Raw genomic sequence first — 16,073 nt, forward strand, 5'->3', positions numbered from 1 at the left:
TGGGGAGTTTTTAGATGACGGCGCGCTGGTACATCGTTCACGCCTATTCCAATTTCGAAAAGAAGGTCGCCGAGGATATCGAAGCCAAGGCGAAGCAGAAGGGTCTGTCCGAGCTGATCGAGCAGATCGTTGTGCCGACCGAGAAGATCGTTGAAGTGCGCCGCGGCCGCAAGGTTGACGCAGAGCGCAAGTTCTTCCCGGGTTACGTGCTGGTTCGTGCAACCCTCACGGATGCCGTCTTCTCGCTTATCAAGAATACCCCGAAAGTCACCGGTTTCCTTGGCGATTCCAAGCCTGTTCCGGTTTCCCAGAAGGAAGTCGACCAGATTCTGAACCAGGTTCAGGATGGTGTCGAACGTCCAAAGACTTCGGTATCCTTCGAGATTGGCGAAAACGTTCGCGTTTCCGATGGTCCGTTCGCTTCGTTCAACGGCATCGTTCAGGAAGTCGACGAAGAGCGTGCGCGTCTCAAGGTTGAGGTTTCCATCTTCGGGCGCGCAACGCCTGTGGATCTGGAATACGGTCAGGTCGACAAGCTCTGATCGTTTTGCCCGCAAGGGCATTCACCCTGACCGAATTTCGGGCAGGGTGAAATGGTGGAAGGGAAGGCGGCTTAGCCGGTCGTCGAGCTCCGAACCACCGAACTGCCCGCCAGTTCAGCTGGCGTCAGTCGAGAGCCGGAGTTTCCGGCATTAATCGAGAAAGCCGGATTTTCCGGCAAATTAAAAAGGCAGAAAGCAATGGCTAAGAAAATTGCAGGCCAGCTTAAGCTCCAGGTAGCGGCAGGTGCGGCCAATCCGTCGCCCCCGATCGGTCCGGCCCTGGGTCAGCGCGGCATCAACATCATGGAATTCTGCAAGGCGTTCAACGCTGCCTCGCAGGAAATGGAAAAGGGTTCGCCGATTCCAGTCGTGATCACCTATTACCAGGACAAGTCTTTCACTTTTGTGATGAAGACCCCTCCGGTGACCTACTTCCTCAAGAAGGCCGCTAACCTCAAGTCCGGTTCGAAGACCCCGGGCAAGGCGAGCGCCGGCACGATCTCCCGCGACAAGGTTCGCACGATCGCTGAAGCGAAGATGAAGGATCTGAACGCCGCTGATATTGAAGCAGCGATGCGCATGATCGAAGGTTCTGCCCGTTCGATGGGCCTGGAAGTGGTGGGCTGAGACGATGGCGAAGATTTCCAAGCGCATTAACAAGATCCGTGAAGGCGTCGATCGCAACAAGCTGTACGATCTGTCGGCTGCTATCGGCCTCGTCAAGGAACGTGCTGTCGCCAAGTTCGATGAAACCATCGAAATCGCGATGAACCTCGGCGTCGATCCGCGTCACGCTGACCAGATGGTTCGCGGCGTTGTCAACCTGCCGAATGGCACGGGCCGTACGGTTCGCGTTGCTGTTTTCGCTCGCGGCGACAAGGCTGAAGAAGCCAAGAAGGCTGGCGCCGACATCGTCGGTGCGGAAGAACTGTTCGAAATCGTCAATGGCGGCAAGATCGACTTCGATCGCTGCATTGCAACCCCGGACATGATGCCGCTCGTTGGCCGTCTCGGTAAGGTTCTCGGCCCGCGTGGCATGATGCCTAACCCGAAGGTTGGCACCGTCACCACCGACGTTGCAGCCGCTGTTGCTGCTTCCAAGGGCGGTGCAGTCGAATTCCGCGTCGAGAAGGCTGGTATCATCCATGCCGGTATCGGCAAGGTTTCCTTCGACAATGCCAAGCTCGAAGAAAACATCAAGGCTTTCGCTGACGCTGTCATCAAGGCAAAGCCGTCGGCTGCCAAGGGTGAATACGTCAAGCGCGTATCGCTTTCCTCGACCATGGGCGTTGGCGTCAAGGTCGATCCGGCAACCGTCAAGGTCGTCGCCTAAGTTTTCATGGGCTCCGGTTCGCCGGAGTCCAAGCCTTCCTGGTTTGGGAGGCGTGGCTGCCAGCCAGTCCTGTAAAGCAGGGCGAAAGGCAAAAATTCCGGATCGCAAGATCCGGATAGCCGGACGAAAGTCCGGTTATCCTGTCCGAGATTGCAGGCGGATCATCATCTTCGGATGATTGTCCTTAAACATGTGGCCTGCATGAGACGTGGAATAACCCTGTTTCGCGTGAATACGCATGCAAGGTTTGAACCGTAGTTGCCTTTGAGTGACGCCTGGCTTCCAGGATAGCTGAAGGGGACAGGATCCTCGAACGTCGGGCTGACTGTGAAGTTCGTCCGGCAAAGGCAACCCGGCAGGGCCATGTGGTCCTGCCTACTGGAGAGAGACAGTGGATAGAGCGGAAAAACGCGAATTTGTCTCGTGGCTGAACGGCGCTTTTAAAGAGTCCGGTTCGGTCGTCGTGGCCCACTATACCGGTCTCACCGTTGCGCAGATGAGTGATCTTCGCTCGAAGATGCGTGATGCAGGTGGGTCCGTTAAAGTCGCGAAAAACCGCCTTGCCAAGATCGCTCTTCAGGGCACGGAATCGGAAGGCATTTCTGATCTGTTTACAGGTCAGACGGTTGTTGCTTACGCAAACGACCCGATTGCTGCTCCGAAAGTAGCCGTCGAATTCGCCAAGGCTAACGACAAGCTCGTTATCCTCGGTGGTGCAATGGGTGCAACGACGCTTAACGCCGATGGCGTCAAGTCGCTTGCTTCGCTCCCGTCGCTCGACGAACTGCGCGCAAAGCTGGTTGGAATGATCCAGACCCCGGCTCAGCGTCTCGCAGTACTTACCAGCGCACCAGCGGGCCAGATCGCTCGCGTTATTGGCGCGCACGCCCGGAAGAACGAGGCGGCGTAAGGCCGTTTTTCGCTGTCAATTGTTCAAACCTTGAAACTAAGGAAATACCAAAATGGCTGATCTCGCAAAGATCGTTGACGACCTGTCGGCACTGACCGTTCTCGAAGCTGCAGAGCTTTCGAAGCTTCTCGAAGAGAAGTGGGGCGTTTCGGCTGCTGCTCCTGTTGCAGTTGCTGCTGCTGGTGGCGCTGCTCCTGCCGCTGCTGCTGAAGAAAAGACCGAATTCGACGTCGTTCTCGCTGACGGCGGCGCTAACAAGATCAACGTGATCAAGGAAGTGCGCGCAATCACCGGTCTCGGCCTCAAGGAAGCCAAGGACCTGGTCGAAGGCGCTCCGAAGGCTGTCAAGGAAGGCGCTTCGAAGGACGAAGCTGAGAAGATCAAGGCACAGCTCGAAGCTGCTGGCGCCAAGGTCGAACTCAAGTAAGTTCGGACTATTCTGGCGGATGGTTTTCCATCCGCCAGTTCCCGCCGGACTTTCCTGGTGGGTCGGATGACTGGAACCCTTTTCCTGAGTGCCGGACGGCTTTCAGGAAACGGGTTTTAGCCCGTTAAGAGCGCCGCGTGCCGGTAACGATGCGGAAGGCAGCTCTGGAAAGTTTGCACATGATCCTTTTCGATCCATCCGATCTGAAGGGGCCGATCTGAAGGACCATGTGCTCGAAGGACCGCCGAAGGGCGGCGCATGATAAAGGCCGCAAGGCGTGAGCAAGCCGCAAGGCTATAGAACGAGGAGCGACGATGGCTCAGACCCATTCATTCAATGGTCGCAAGCGCGTACGCAAATTTTTCGGCAAGATCCCAGAGGTCGCCGAGATGCCGAACCTTATCGAGGTTCAAAAGGCATCTTACGACCAGTTCCTTATGGTTGAAGAACCATCCGGTGGGCGTTCTGACGAGGGTTTGCAGGCGGTTTTCAAGTCTGTTTTCCCAATTCAGGATTTCTCCGGCGCTTCAATGCTCGAATTCGTTCGCTACGAATTCGACGCACCAAAATTCGACGTTGACGAATGCCGTCAGCGCGATCTGACGTATTCGGCGCCACTCAAGGTGACGCTGCGTCTTATCGTGTTCGATATTGACGAAGATACCGGCGCGAAGTCGATCAAGGACATCAAGGAGCAGGATGTCTACATGGGCGATATGCCGCTCATGACCGACAACGGCACCTTCATCGTCAATGGCACCGAGCGCGTGATCGTTTCGCAGATGCACCGTTCGCCGGGCGTCTTCTTCGACCACGACAAGGGCAAGACCCATTCTTCGGGCAAGCTCCTGTTCGCCGCGCGCGTCATTCCTTACCGCGGTTCCTGGCTCGATATCGAGTTCGATTCCAAGGACATCGTCTACGCACGTATCGACCGCCGCCGCAAGCTGCCGGCCACCACGCTGCTGATGGCTCTCGGCATGGACGGCGAAGACATTCTGTCGACGTTCTACAAGACTGTCACCTATACGCGTGACGGCGACAACTGGCGCATCCCGTATTCGGCTGACCGCTTCAAGGGCATGAAGATCATCTCCGATCTCATCGATGCGGACACCGGTGAAGTCGTTCTTGAAGCTGGCAAGAAGCTGACCGCCCGTTCGGCCAAGCAGCTTGCTGAAAAGGGCCTCAAGGCCATCAAGGCGACGGAAGACGATCTGTTCGGTTCGTATCTTGCGGAAGATGTCGTCAATTACGCAACCGGCGAGATTTATCTCGAAGCTGGTGACGAAATCGACGAGAAGGTCCTCAAGACTCTGATCGACACCGGCGAGACGGAAATCAACGTCCTCGACATCGATCATATCAACATCGGTGGCTACATCCGCAACACGCTGGCTGTCGACAAGAACGAAAGCCGTCAGGAAGCCCTGTTCGACATCTATCGCGTCATGCGTCCGGGCGAACCGCCTACGATGGATTCCGCCGAAGCGATGTTCAACTCGCTGTTCTTCGACGCTGAGCGTTACGACCTTTCGGCCGTTGGTCGCGTCAAGATGAACATGCGTCTGGATCTCGACGCGGAAGATACCGTGCGCGTTCTGCGCAAGGAAGACATCCTGGCCGTGGTCAAGATGCTGGTGGAACTGCGCGACGGTCGCGGCGAAATCGACGACATCGACAATCTCGGCAACCGCCGTGTGCGTTCGGTCGGCGAACTGATGGAAAATCAGTATCGCGTCGGTCTGCTCCGTATGGAGCGCGCGATCAAGGAACGTATGTCCTCGATCGAAATCGACACGGTCATGCCGCAGGATTTGATCAACGCGAAGCCGGCTGCTGCAGCCGTGCGCGAGTTCTTCGGTTCCTCGCAGCTGTCGCAGTTCATGGATCAGACCAACCCGCTTTCGGAAATCACCCACAAGCGCCGTCTCTCGGCTCTTGGACCGGGCGGTCTGACCCGCGAGCGCGCTGGCTTCGAAGTCCGCGACGTGCATCCGACCCACTATGGCCGTATCTGCCCGATTGAAACGCCGGAAGGCCCGAATATCGGTCTGATCAACTCGCTTGCAACTTTTGCCCGCGTCAACAAGTACGGCTTCATCGAAAGCCCGTACCGCAAGGTTGTCGACGGCAAGGTAACGAACGACGTTGTCTATCTGTCGGCGATGGAAGAAGCCAAGCACTCGGTTGCGCAGGCTAACGTCGAGCTGGACGAGCGGGGCGGTTTCGTTGACGAATTCGTCATCTGCCGTCATGCAGGCGAAGTGATGATGGCTCCGCGTGAAAACGTGGATCTGATGGACGTGTCGCCGAAGCAGCTCGTTTCGGTTGCTGCGGCTCTCATCCCGTTCCTTGAAAACGACGACGCCAACCGCGCTCTCATGGGCTCGAACATGCAGCGTCAGGCTGTGCCGCTCGTTCGCGCAGAAGCGCCGTTCGTCGGTACGGGCATGGAAGCTGTCGTTGCGCGTGACTCCGGTGCCGCTATTGCAGCACGCCGTGGCGGTGTGGTCGATCAGGTTGATGCAACGCGTATCGTTATCCGTGCGACTGAAGATCTCGATCCGTCCAAGTCGGGCGTCGATATCTATCGCCTGATGAAGTTCCAGCGTTCGAACCAGAACACCTGCATCAATCAGCGTCCGCTCGTACGCGTTGGCGATCCCATCCAGAAGGGTGACATCATCGCTGACGGTCCGTCGACGGATCTGGGCGATCTGGCTCTCGGCCGTAACGTGCTCGTCGCGTTCATGCCGTGGAACGGCTACAACTACGAAGATTCGATCCTTCTTTCCGAGAAGATCGTTTCGGACGACGTGTTCACTTCGATCCATATCGAGGAATTCGAAGTAGCTGCCCGCGACACCAAGCTTGGACCTGAGGAAATCACTCGCGATATTCCGAACGTTTCGGAAGAAGCGCTGAAGAATCTCGACGAAGCCGGTATCGTGTACATCGGTGCCGAAGTGCATCCTGGCGACATTCTTGTCGGCAAGATCACGCCGAAGGGTGAAAGCCCGATGACGCCGGAAGAGAAGCTCCTGCGCGCCATCTTCGGTGAAAAGGCATCGGACGTCCGTGACACCTCCATGCGTATGCCGCCCGGAACCTACGGTACGGTTGTGGAAGTTCGCGTTTTCAATCGCCACGGCGTTGAAAAGGACGAACGCGCCATGGCTATCGAGCGCGAGGAAATCGAGCGTCTCGCCAAGGACCGTGACGACGAACAGGCTATCCTGGATCGCAACGTCTATGGCCGTCTTGCCGACATGATCGATGGCAAGGTCGCTGCAGCGGGTCCGAAGGGCTTCAAGAAGGGCTCGACGATCACCCGTGAACTGATGACCGAATATCCGCGGTCGCAGTGGTGGCAGTTTGCTGTCGACGACGAGAAGCTCCAGGGCGAACTTGAAGCTCTGCGTGGCCAGTATGACGAATCCAAGAAGCTGCTCGAAGCACGCTTCATGGACAAGGTCGAGAAGGTACAGCGCGGCGACGAGATGCCTCCAGGCGTCATGAAGATGGTCAAGGTCTTTGTCGCTGTGAAGCGCAAGATCCAGCCAGGCGACAAGATGGCTGGCCGTCACGGCAACAAGGGTGTGGTTTCCCGCATTCTGCCAGTCGAGGACATGCCGTTCCTCGAAGACGGTACGCATGCCGACATCGTGTTGAACCCGCTTGGCGTTCCGAGCCGTATGAATGTGGGCCAGATTCTGGAAACCCACCTCGGCTGGGCATGCGCTGGCATGGGCAAGAAGATCGGTGAGCTCATCGACGTTTATCGCAAGACGGCCAATATCGAGCCGCTGCGCGATACGCTGGAGCACATCTATCCGGACAACGACCGCAACGAACCGGTCCGGTCTTATGACGACGATTCCGTCCTCATGCTGGCCAACCAGGTGAAGCGCGGCGTGTCGATCGCAACGCCGGTCTTCGACGGTGCGGTGGAAGCCGACATCAACGCGATGCTGACGGATGCGGGTCTTGCAACGTCTGGTCAGTCGACGCTTTACGATGGCCGTACGGGTGAGCCGTTCGACCGTCAGGTGACCATGGGCTACATCTATATGTTGAAGCTCCACCACCTGGTCGACGACAAGATCCACGCACGTTCGATCGGACCTTACTCGCTCGTTACGCAGCAGCCTCTGGGTGGTAAGGCTCAGTTCGGTGGCCAGCGCTTCGGCGAAATGGAGGTCTGGGCTCTGGAAGCATACGGTGCGGCTTATACGCTGCAGGAAATGCTGACCGTCAAGTCGGACGACGTGGCAGGCCGTACCAAGGTCTACGAAGCGATCGTGCGCGGCGACGACACGTTCGAAGCAGGCATTCCGGAGAGCTTCAACGTTCTCGTAAAGGAAATGCGTTCGCTCGGTCTCAATGTCGAGCTGGACGATACACGCGACGAACAGCAGCAGGCCCTGCCTGACGCAGCGGAATAAAGCTCAAGGGCGCGCCACGGTATTGCCGCGGCGCGCCCGTATAATCGTTTCCAGAATATGCGGAACACGGTTCCGCACCGGAAACGAAACTACGGCAAGCCAGTTCATAACTGCGTAGTACCGCGATTTCTTTTCAGGATGGCAAGGATTTTCAGCTTGTCATCGACGACACAGGGCGACGGATCGCCCTCAAGGAGAACGGCATGAACCAAGAGGTCATGAATCTTTTCAATCCTCAGGCTCCGGCACAGACGTTCGATTCCATCAGAATCTCGATTGCCAGCCCTGAGAAGATTCTGTCCTGGTCATACGGCGAGATCAAGAAGCCGGAGACGATCAACTACCGCACGTTCAAGCCTGAACGCGATGGTCTCTTCTGCGCGCGCATCTTTGGCCCGATCAAGGACTATGAATGCTTGTGCGGCAAGTACAAGCGTATGAAATACAAGGGCATCATCTGCGAAAAGTGCGGCGTGGAAGTCACGCTCTCGCGCGTTCGTCGCGAGCGCATGGGCCACATCGAACTCGCAGCCCCGGTTGCCCACATCTGGTTCCTGAAGTCGCTGCCGAGCCGTATCGGCACGCTCCTGGACATGACGCTCAAGGATATCGAGCGCGTCCTGTACTTCGAGAACTACATTGTTACCGAACCGGGCCTGACCTCGCTGAAGGAGCATCAGCTTCTTTCGGAAGAGGAATACATGATCGCCGTCGATGAATTCGGCGAAGATCAGTTCACGGCTCTCATTGGTGCTGAGGCTATCTACGAGCTTCTGGCTTCGATGGAACTCGAAAAGATTGCCGCTGATCTGCGCGTTGATCTTGCCGAGACCACCTCGGACCTGAAGCAGAAGAAGCTGATGAAGCGTCTGAAGATCGTCGAAAACTTCCTGGAGTCGGGAAACCGCCCGGAATGGATGATCATGAAGATCGTTCCGGTCATCCCGCCGGATCTGCGTCCGCTCGTGCCGCTCGATGGCGGTCGTTTCGCGACGTCGGATCTGAACGATCTCTATCGCCGCGTCATCAACCGTAACAACCGTCTGAAGCGCCTGATCGAACTGCGCGCTCCGGGCATCATCATCCGTAACGAAAAGCGCATGCTACAGGAAGCTGTGGACGCGCTGTTCGATAACGGCCGTCGTGGTCGCGTCATCACCGGTGCTAACAAGCGTCCGTTGAAGTCGCTGTCCGATATGCTCAAGGGCAAGCAGGGTCGCTTCCGTCAGAACCTGCTCGGCAAGCGCGTCGACTATTCCGGTCGTTCGGTCATCGTGACCGGTCCGGAACTCAAACTGCACCAGTGCGGCCTGCCGAAGAAGATGGCGCTCGAACTGTTCAAGCCATTCATCTACGCGCGTCTTGACGCCAAGGGTTACTCCTCGACCGTTAAGCAGGCGAAGAAGCTGGTTGAAAAGGAACGTCCGGAAGTCTGGGATATCCTCGACGAAGTGATCCGTGAGCATCCGGTTCTTCTGAACCGCGCGCCTACGCTGCACCGTCTTGGTATCCAGGCCTTCGAACCCACCCTGATCGAAGGCAAGGCTATCCAGTTGCATCCGCTCGTTTGTACGGCGTTCAACGCCGACTTCGACGGTGACCAGATGGCTGTTCACGTTCCGCTGTCGCTCGAAGCCCAGCTTGAAGCACGCGTGCTGATGATGTCGACCAACAACATCCTGCACCCTGCCAACGGCGCACCGATCATCGTTCCTTCGCAGGACATGGTTCTCGGCCTCTATTATCTGTCCATCGTGGCAGACAAGGAGCCGGGCGAGGGCATGATGTTCGCCGATATGGGCGAGCTGCAGCATGCGCTTGAAAACAAGGTCGTCACGCTGCACACCAAGATCAAGGGCCGTTTCAAGACGGTCGATGCCGAAGGCAAGCCTGTGTCGAAGATCTACGACACGACGCCTGGCCGCATGATCACCGGTGAGCTGCTGCCGAAGAACGTCAACGTGCCTTTCGACATCTGCAATCAGGAGATGACAAAGAAGAACATCTCCAAGATGATCGATCACGTCTACCGCCATTGCGGTCAGAAAGAGACGGTTATCTTCTGCGATCGCATCATGCAGCTCGGCTTCGCGCATGCCTGCCGTGCAGGCATTTCCTTCGGCAAGGATGACATGGTCATTCCGGATACGAAGGCGAAGATCGTTGCCGACACCGAAGCGCTTACGACCGAATACGAACAGCAGTACAATGACGGCCTGATCACTCAGGGCGAAAAGTACAACAAGGTCGTCGACGCCTGGGGCAAGGCAACCGACAAGATCACCGAAGAGATGATGGCGCGCCTGAAGGCCGTCGAATTCGATCCGGTGACCGGTCGCCAGAAGCAGATGAACTCGGTCTACATGATGTCGCATTCGGGTGCCCGTGGTTCGGTCAACCAGATGCGTCAGCTTGGCGGTATGCGCGGCCTGATGGCCAAGCCGTCGGGTGAAATCATCGAAACCCCGATCATCTCGAACTTCAAGGAAGGCCTGACCGTTAACGAGTACTTCAACTCGACCCACGGTGCCCGTAAGGGTCTGGCAGACACCGCCTTGAAGACTGCTAACTCGGGCTACCTGACCCGTCGTCTCGTTGACGTTGCACAGGATGCGATCATTTCGGAAGTCGATTGCGGCGCCGAAATCGGTCTCACCATGCAGCCGATCGTCGATGCCGGCCAGATCGTGGCTTCGATTGGCCAGCGCGTTCTGGGCCGTACGGCTCTCGATCCGATCCTGCATCCGACCACCGGCGAAGTCATCGTCGAGGCTGGCCGCATGATCGAGGAAAAGGACGTCGAGATCATCGAGAAGGCTGCCATCCAGTCGATCCGCATCCGCTCGGCCCTGACCTGCGAAACCCGCAACGGCGTTTGCGCCAAGTGCTATGGTCGCGACCTTGCACGCGGTACTCCGGTCAACCAGGGTGAAGCTGTCGGCGTTATCGCCGCTCAGTCGATCGGCGAGCCGGGCACTCAGCTCACCATGCGTACCTTCCACCTTGGCGGTACTGCACAGGTTGTTGACAGCTCGTATCTCGAAGCTTCGTACGAAGGCACCGTCAAGCTGCGTAACCGCAATGTGGTTCGCAACTCCGATGGCAACCTCGTGGTGATGGGCCGTAACATGGCTGTGCTGATCCTCGACAATACGGGCAAGGAACGTGCGGTCCATCGCGTGACCTACGGTTCGCGTCTGTTTGTTGATGAGGCCGACACGGTCAAGCGCGGCCAGCGTATTGCCGAGTGGGATCCGTACACCCGTCCGATCATGACCGAAGTTGAAGGCTACGTTGAGTTCGAAGATCTCGTCGATGGTCTCTCGGTTTCGGAATCGGCTGACGAGTCGACCGGTATCACCAAGCGCGTCGTTATCGACTGGCGTTCAACCCCTCGCGGTTCGGACCTCAAGCCTGCCATGGTCATCAAGGACAAGGCTGGCAAGATCCTGAAACTGTCGAAGGGTGGCGATGCCCGCTTCATGCTCTCCGTGGAATCGATCCTTTCGGTCGAGCCGGGCGCGCATGTTAAGGCTGGTGACGTTATCGCCCGTCTGCCGATGGAAAGCGCCAAGACCAAGGACATCACCGGTGGTCTGCCGCGCGTTGCGGAACTGTTCGAAGCACGTCGTCCGAAGGACCATGCCGTCATCGCCGAGATCGATGGTACCGTTCGTTTCGGTCGCGACTACAAGAACAAGCGTCGCATCATCATCGAGCCGAACGACGACACGATCGAGCCGGTCGAGTATCTCATTCCGAAGGGCAAGCCGTTCCATCTTCAGGACGGTGACGTCATCGAAAAGGGTGAGTACATCCTCGACGGTAACCCGGCACCGCATGACATTCTGGCGATCAAGGGCGTCGAAGCTCTGGCTTCGTACCTCGTGAACGAAATCCAGGAAGTCTATCGTTTGCAGGGCGTTTTGATCAACGACAAGCACATCGAAGTGATTGTTCGTCAGATGCTGCAGAAGGTGGAAATCACGGAATCCGGCGATACCGGTTACATTCCGGGCGACCACGTCGACCGTATCGAGCTGGAAGAGATCAACGAACGTCTTATCGAAGAAGGCAAGAAGCCGGGTTCCGGTAATCCTGTCCTCCTCGGTATCACCAAGGCTTCGCTGCAGACGCCTTCGTTCATCTCGGCTGCGTCGTTCCAGGAGACGACCCGCGTGCTTACCGAAGCTGCGGTTGCCGGCAAGATGGACACGCTGCAGGGTCTCAAGGAAAACGTCATCGTCGGCCGTCTTATCCCGGCCGGTACTGGCGGCATGACCAACCAGATCCGTCGCATCGCAACTGCACGCGACGAGCTGATTATCGATGAGCGCCGCAAGTCTTCGGGTTCTACCGAAGCCAATGCAATGCTGGTCGATATGACCAACAACGCTGCCGAGTAAGATCGACAGATATGAAACTGAAAAAGGCCGCCTTTCGAGGCGGCCTTTTTGCATTTTGATAGTTCCTGCAAAAGCGGGTGCGGCTTGATGCTGGATAAAAAAATGCCGGTCGGAACCGGCACTTTCTTCTGATGCTTATTCTTCTTCTTCTTCTTCGTCGTCGCCGTCGAATTCGATCAGCGCGACTTCGCCGCTGAGCGCGGTGGCCCAGGCACTCTTGTGCGGCTCTTCTTCCGGTTCTTCGGTCAGCGTGCCCATCTCGAGAAGCTCGGCTTCATGGTAGCCTTCTTCGGCAAGAATGCTGAGGACCGTCTGGACGAGATCTTCATTCTCGTCCGATTTCAAAAGCAGGTGCACTTCTACCGGAGATTCTTCACCTTCGTTCCAGACGTCAGCGATGACGAGATGGACGGTTGGCGAATCGTCGCCGGCTGTTGGGGATGTGGAAGACATTGAGAAACCCTTAATATTCTGTTGCGTTTCGACTCAGATGTGCTTCAATAACCTTTACCAAGTGGCTGCGCCATGCTTGCATAGGAAAATGACGGTTTTGATCGCGAAATATTAGCGAATAGACGTCAAATGCGGCGCAATAACCTGTCCGGGCGAAGCCAAAACGCTGGTTTCGGACCTTCCGTTGAAGAAACTTGAGCCGCTGCCCTTGACGAAACGTCGCTAAAGACGTATCAGCACCCCATCTGAGCCGATGTGAGACAAGCTTTTTCGGGGCGACGCGCCCTGAAGTTCATCTCAAACAGGGTTCGTTTTACGATCGAAATGCAACTTGCCGTTCGCATGAAGCGTCAGCTTCCTCTGCTTTTGTTCGGGGTGGTCACCGGTTGTCGTGACTTGTCCCGAATTCGTGCATCAGCATGGCGGTGAAACGGCCCGTATGGGCGTGGATACGAGATTTTTTATAGAGGAAGGTTGTATGCCAACCGTAAACCAGCTTATCCGCAAGCCGCGCATTGCGCCGGTAAAGCGTAATAAGGTTCCTGCACTGCAGGCAAACCCTCAGAAGCGCGGCGTTTGCACCCGCGTTTACACGACGACCCCGAAGAAGCCGAACTCGGCTCTCCGTAAGGTTGCCAAGGTTCGTCTGACGAACGGCTTCGAAGTCATTGGTTATATCCCTGGTGAAGGGCATAACCTGCAGGAGCACTCCGTCGTCATGATCCGCGGCGGTCGTGTAAAGGACTTGCCGGGTGTGCGTTACCACATCATCCGCGGCGTTCTCGATACCCAGGGTGTCAAGAACCGCAAGCAGCGCCGTTCGAAGTACGGTGCAAAGCGTCCGAAGTAAGATTTTCCGGGGATACCGGCCGCCAGAAGGCGAGCTGAGCCCGATGTAATTGAAAGAAGAGACGAAATGTCCAGACGCCATAAGGCTGAGAAGCGTGAGATCAATCCGGATCCGAAGTTCGGCGATCTCGTTATCACGAAGTTCATGAATGCAGTCATGCTTCATGGCAAGAAGTCGGTTGCTGAAAGCATCGTTTACGGTGCGCTCGATGTAATCGAAGCCAAGGCCAAGTCCGAGCCGGTCGCGCTGTTCCATCAGGCGCTCGACAACGTAGCTCCGCACATCGAAGTCCGTTCGCGCCGCGTTGGTGGTGCAACCTATCAGGTTCCGGTTGATGTGCGTCCAGAACGCCGCCAGGCACTTGCCATCCGTTGGCTCATCAATGCTGCTCGTGGCCGTAACGAGACGACGATGATCGATCGTCTTTCCGGTGAGCTGCTTGACGCTGCTAACAACCGTGGTTCTGCTGTGAAGAAGCGTGAAGACACGCACCGCATGGCTGAAGCCAACCGCGCCTTCTCGCATTACCGCTGGTAATCGTCGAAACCTATTCAAAGAGCGACTATCATGGCCCGCGAATATAAAATCGAAGACTACCGCAATTTCGGTATCATGGCTCACATCGACGCCGGTAAGACGACGATGACCGAGCGCATTCTGTTCTATACCGGTAAGAACCATAAGATCGGCGAAACCCACGATGGTGCGTCGACCATGGACTGGATGGAGCAGGAGCAGGAACGCGGTATCACCATCACGTCCGCTGCCACGACCACGTTCTGGCAGGGTCAGGATGGCAAGAAGCGCCGCTTCAACATCATCGACACGCCGGGCCACGTTGACTTCACGATTGAAGTTGAACGTTCGCTCCGCGTTCTCGACGGCGCAATTGCACTGCTCGACGCCAACGCTGGCGTTGAGCCTCAGACCGAAACCGTGTGGCGTCAGGCTGAAAAGTACCACGTCCCGCGTATGGTCTTCGTCAACAAGATGGACAAGATCGGTGCCGATTTCTACCGTTGCGTAGAAATGGTCGGTTCGCGTCTTGGCGCAGTAGCACTTCCGGTTCAGCTGCCGATCGGCGCTGAAAACGAGTTCGAAGGCGTCATCGACCTGATCGAAATGAAGGCTCTGACCTGGGATGGCACGATCGGCGCAGCTGCGACCGTTGGTGAAATTCCTGAGCACCTCAAGGATCAGGCTGAAGAATACCGCGAAAAGCTCATCGAGCTGGCTGTGGAAATCGACGAAGCTGCCATGGAAGCTTACCTCGAAGGCACAATGCCTACGAACGAACAGCTCCGTGCGCTGATCCGTAAGGGCACCATCGAGGTCAAGTTCCACCCGATCCTTTGCGGTACCGCGTTCAAGAACCGTGGCGTTCAGCCGCTTCTCGACGCTGTTGTGGAATTCCTTCCAGCTCCGACCGACGTGCCAGCGATCAAGGGCATCGACGTCAAGACGGAAACAGAAACCACTCGTGAATCTTCGGATGAAGCACCGCTTTCGATGCTCGCATTCAAGATCATGAACGACCCGTTCGTTGGTTCGCTGACCTTTGCTCGTATCTACTCGGGCAAGCTGACCAAGGGCGTTTCGCTCGAAAACACCGTCAAGGGCAAGCGTGAGCGTATCGGCCGTATGTTGCAGATGCACTCCAACAGCCGTGAAGACATTGAAGAAGCCTTTGCAGGCGACATCGTTGCTCTGGCTGGCCTCAAGGAAACCACCACTGGCGATACGCTCTGCGATCCGCTGAAGCCGGTTATCCTCGAGCGCATGGAATTCCCGGATCCGGTTATCGAAATCGCTATCGAGCCGAAGACCAAGGCCGACCAGGAAAAGATGGGCATTGCGCTCAATCGTCTGGCCGCCGAAGATCCTTCTTTCCGCGTCAAGTCGGACGAAGAATCCGGTCAGACCATCATCGCCGGCATGGGCGAACTTCACCTCGACATTCTCGTCGATCGCATGAAGCGCGAATTCAAGGTTGAAGCCAACGTCGGTGCTCCGCAGGTTGCTTACCGTGAATCGATCACCCGCCAGGCTGAAATCGATTACACCCACAAGAAGCAGTCGGGTGGTTCCGGTCAGTTCGCTCGCGTTAAGATCATCTTCGAACCGCATGATGGCGACGATTTCATCTTCGAATCGAAGATCGTCGGTGGCTCGGTTCCGAAGGAATACATTCCGGGTGTCCAGAAGGGTATCGAAAGCGTCATGGGTGCAGGCCCGCTGGCTGGCTTCCCGATGCTCGGCGTGAAGGCCACCCTGATCGACGGCGCATACCATGACGTTGACTCGTCTGTTCTCGCCTTCGAAATCGCGTCCCGTGCAGCGTTCCGTGAAGGTGCGCAGAAGGCAGGCGCTCAGCTCCTCGAGCCGATCATGAAGGTCGAGGTTGTCACGCCGGAAGATTACGTTGGTGACGTTATCGGCGATCTGAACTCGCGTCGCGGTCAGATTTCCGGCACCGAAGCCCGCGGCATCGCTACGGTCGTCAATGCAAATGTTCCACTCGCCAACATGTTTGGTTACGTGAACAACCTGCGTTCGATGTCCCAGGGCCGTGCACAGTACACGATGCAGTTCGACCATTATGAGCCGGTTCCGACGGCGGTCGCACAGGAAATCCAGAAGAAGTTTGCGTGACCTAAGGGTCACGCTCCCAATTAAAAGAATGCCTGAGCAGGCTAAATTTACG

The 16,073-nt window shown here is 56.8% G+C and carries 11 protein-coding genes; 10 read left to right on the forward strand and 1 reads right to left on the reverse strand.

Annotated elements, in window-relative coordinates; genetic code table 11:
* Nucleotides 1-14 precede the first annotated feature (14 nt).
* The 7 genes from nusG (at nt 15) to rpoC (ending at nt 12,066) form a co-directional block, all read left to right on the forward strand.
* Complete coding sequence (gene nusG / locus OANT_RS10110; protein WP_006467043.1) at nt 15-542, forward strand: transcription termination/antitermination protein NusG; 528 nt, start codon at nt 15-17, stop codon at nt 540-542.
* Between the two features lie 198 nt (nt 543-740).
* Nucleotides 741-1,169 carry a 50S ribosomal protein L11 gene (gene rplK / locus OANT_RS10115; protein ID WP_010659903.1) on the forward strand — a complete coding sequence of 143 codons (429 nt, stop codon included), beginning with the start codon at nt 741-743 and terminating at the stop codon, nt 1,167-1,169.
* A gap of 4 nt (nt 1,170-1,173) precedes the next feature.
* A complete protein-coding gene (gene rplA, locus OANT_RS10120; protein WP_010659904.1) occupies nt 1,174-1,875 on the forward strand; it encodes a 50S ribosomal protein L1 in 702 nt (233 codons plus the stop codon).
* 391 nt (nt 1,876-2,266) lie between these two features.
* A complete protein-coding gene (gene rplJ, locus OANT_RS10125) occupies nt 2,267-2,785 on the forward strand; it encodes a 50S ribosomal protein L10 (protein WP_010659905.1) in 519 nt (172 codons plus the stop codon).
* Nucleotides 2,786-2,837: 52 nt separating this feature from the next.
* Nucleotides 2,838-3,212 carry a 50S ribosomal protein L7/L12 gene (gene rplL / locus OANT_RS10130; RefSeq protein WP_010659906.1) on the forward strand — a complete coding sequence of 125 codons (375 nt, stop codon included), beginning with the start codon at nt 2,838-2,840 and terminating at the stop codon, nt 3,210-3,212.
* A 314-nt stretch (nt 3,213-3,526) separates the two neighbouring features.
* Nucleotides 3,527-7,660 carry a DNA-directed RNA polymerase subunit beta gene (rpoB, locus tag OANT_RS10135; protein WP_010659907.1) on the forward strand — a complete coding sequence of 1,378 codons (4,134 nt, stop codon included), beginning with the start codon at nt 3,527-3,529 and terminating at the stop codon, nt 7,658-7,660.
* Nucleotides 7,661-7,863: 203 nt separating this feature from the next.
* Nucleotides 7,864-12,066, forward strand: a complete 4,203-nt coding sequence (gene rpoC, locus OANT_RS10140; RefSeq protein WP_012091907.1) for a DNA-directed RNA polymerase subunit beta' — start codon at nt 7,864-7,866, stop codon at nt 12,064-12,066.
* A 135-nt stretch (nt 12,067-12,201) separates the two neighbouring features.
* Here rpoC and OANT_RS10145 read toward each other — a convergent pair whose 3' ends face one another.
* A complete protein-coding gene (locus tag OANT_RS10145) occupies nt 12,202-12,519 on the reverse strand; it encodes a hypothetical protein (protein ID WP_012091908.1) in 318 nt (105 codons plus the stop codon).
* A gap of 478 nt (nt 12,520-12,997) precedes the next feature.
* Between OANT_RS10145 and rpsL the strand changes: the two genes are divergently transcribed.
* The 3 genes from rpsL (at nt 12,998) to fusA (ending at nt 16,021) form a co-directional block, all read left to right on the forward strand.
* Nucleotides 12,998-13,369 (forward strand): 30S ribosomal protein S12, encoded by a 372-nt coding sequence (gene rpsL, locus OANT_RS10150; protein WP_006471111.1) that lies wholly within the window; start codon nt 12,998-13,000, stop codon nt 13,367-13,369.
* A gap of 66 nt (nt 13,370-13,435) precedes the next feature.
* A complete protein-coding gene (gene rpsG / locus OANT_RS10155) occupies nt 13,436-13,906 on the forward strand; it encodes a 30S ribosomal protein S7 (protein ID WP_010659910.1) in 471 nt (156 codons plus the stop codon).
* 30 nt (nt 13,907-13,936) lie between these two features.
* A complete protein-coding gene (gene fusA / locus OANT_RS10160) occupies nt 13,937-16,021 on the forward strand; it encodes an elongation factor G (protein WP_010659911.1) in 2,085 nt (694 codons plus the stop codon).
* Nucleotides 16,022-16,073 lie beyond the last annotated feature (52 nt).

This window comes from Brucella anthropi ATCC 49188 (genome assembly GCF_000017405.1).
GTDB lineage: Bacteria > Pseudomonadota > Alphaproteobacteria > Rhizobiales > Rhizobiaceae > Brucella > Brucella anthropi.

Excerpts from the sequence above, each read along its gene's own strand:
- nusG (WP_006467043.1), top strand. The coding sequence starts at position 15 with ATGACGGCGCGCTGGTACATCGTTCACGCCTATTCCAATTTCGAAAAG.
- rplK (WP_010659903.1), top strand. The coding sequence starts at position 741 with ATGGCTAAGAAAATTGCAGGCCAGCTTAAGCTCCAGGTAGCGGCAGGT.
- rplA (WP_010659904.1), top strand. The coding sequence starts at position 1,174 with ATGGCGAAGATTTCCAAGCGCATTAACAAGATCCGTGAAGGCGTCGAT.
- rplL (WP_010659906.1), top strand. The coding sequence starts at position 2,838 with ATGGCTGATCTCGCAAAGATCGTTGACGACCTGTCGGCACTGACCGTT.
- rpoB (WP_010659907.1), top strand. The coding sequence starts at position 3,527 with ATGGCTCAGACCCATTCATTCAATGGTCGCAAGCGCGTACGCAAATTT.
- rpoC (WP_012091907.1), top strand. The coding sequence starts at position 7,864 with ATGAACCAAGAGGTCATGAATCTTTTCAATCCTCAGGCTCCGGCACAG.
- OANT_RS10145 (WP_012091908.1), bottom strand. The coding sequence starts at position 12,519 with ATGTCTTCCACATCCCCAACAGCCGGCGACGATTCGCCAACCGTCCAT.
- rpsL (WP_006471111.1), top strand. The coding sequence starts at position 12,998 with ATGCCAACCGTAAACCAGCTTATCCGCAAGCCGCGCATTGCGCCGGTA.
- rpsG (WP_010659910.1), top strand. The coding sequence starts at position 13,436 with ATGTCCAGACGCCATAAGGCTGAGAAGCGTGAGATCAATCCGGATCCG.
- fusA (WP_010659911.1), top strand. The coding sequence starts at position 13,937 with ATGGCCCGCGAATATAAAATCGAAGACTACCGCAATTTCGGTATCATG.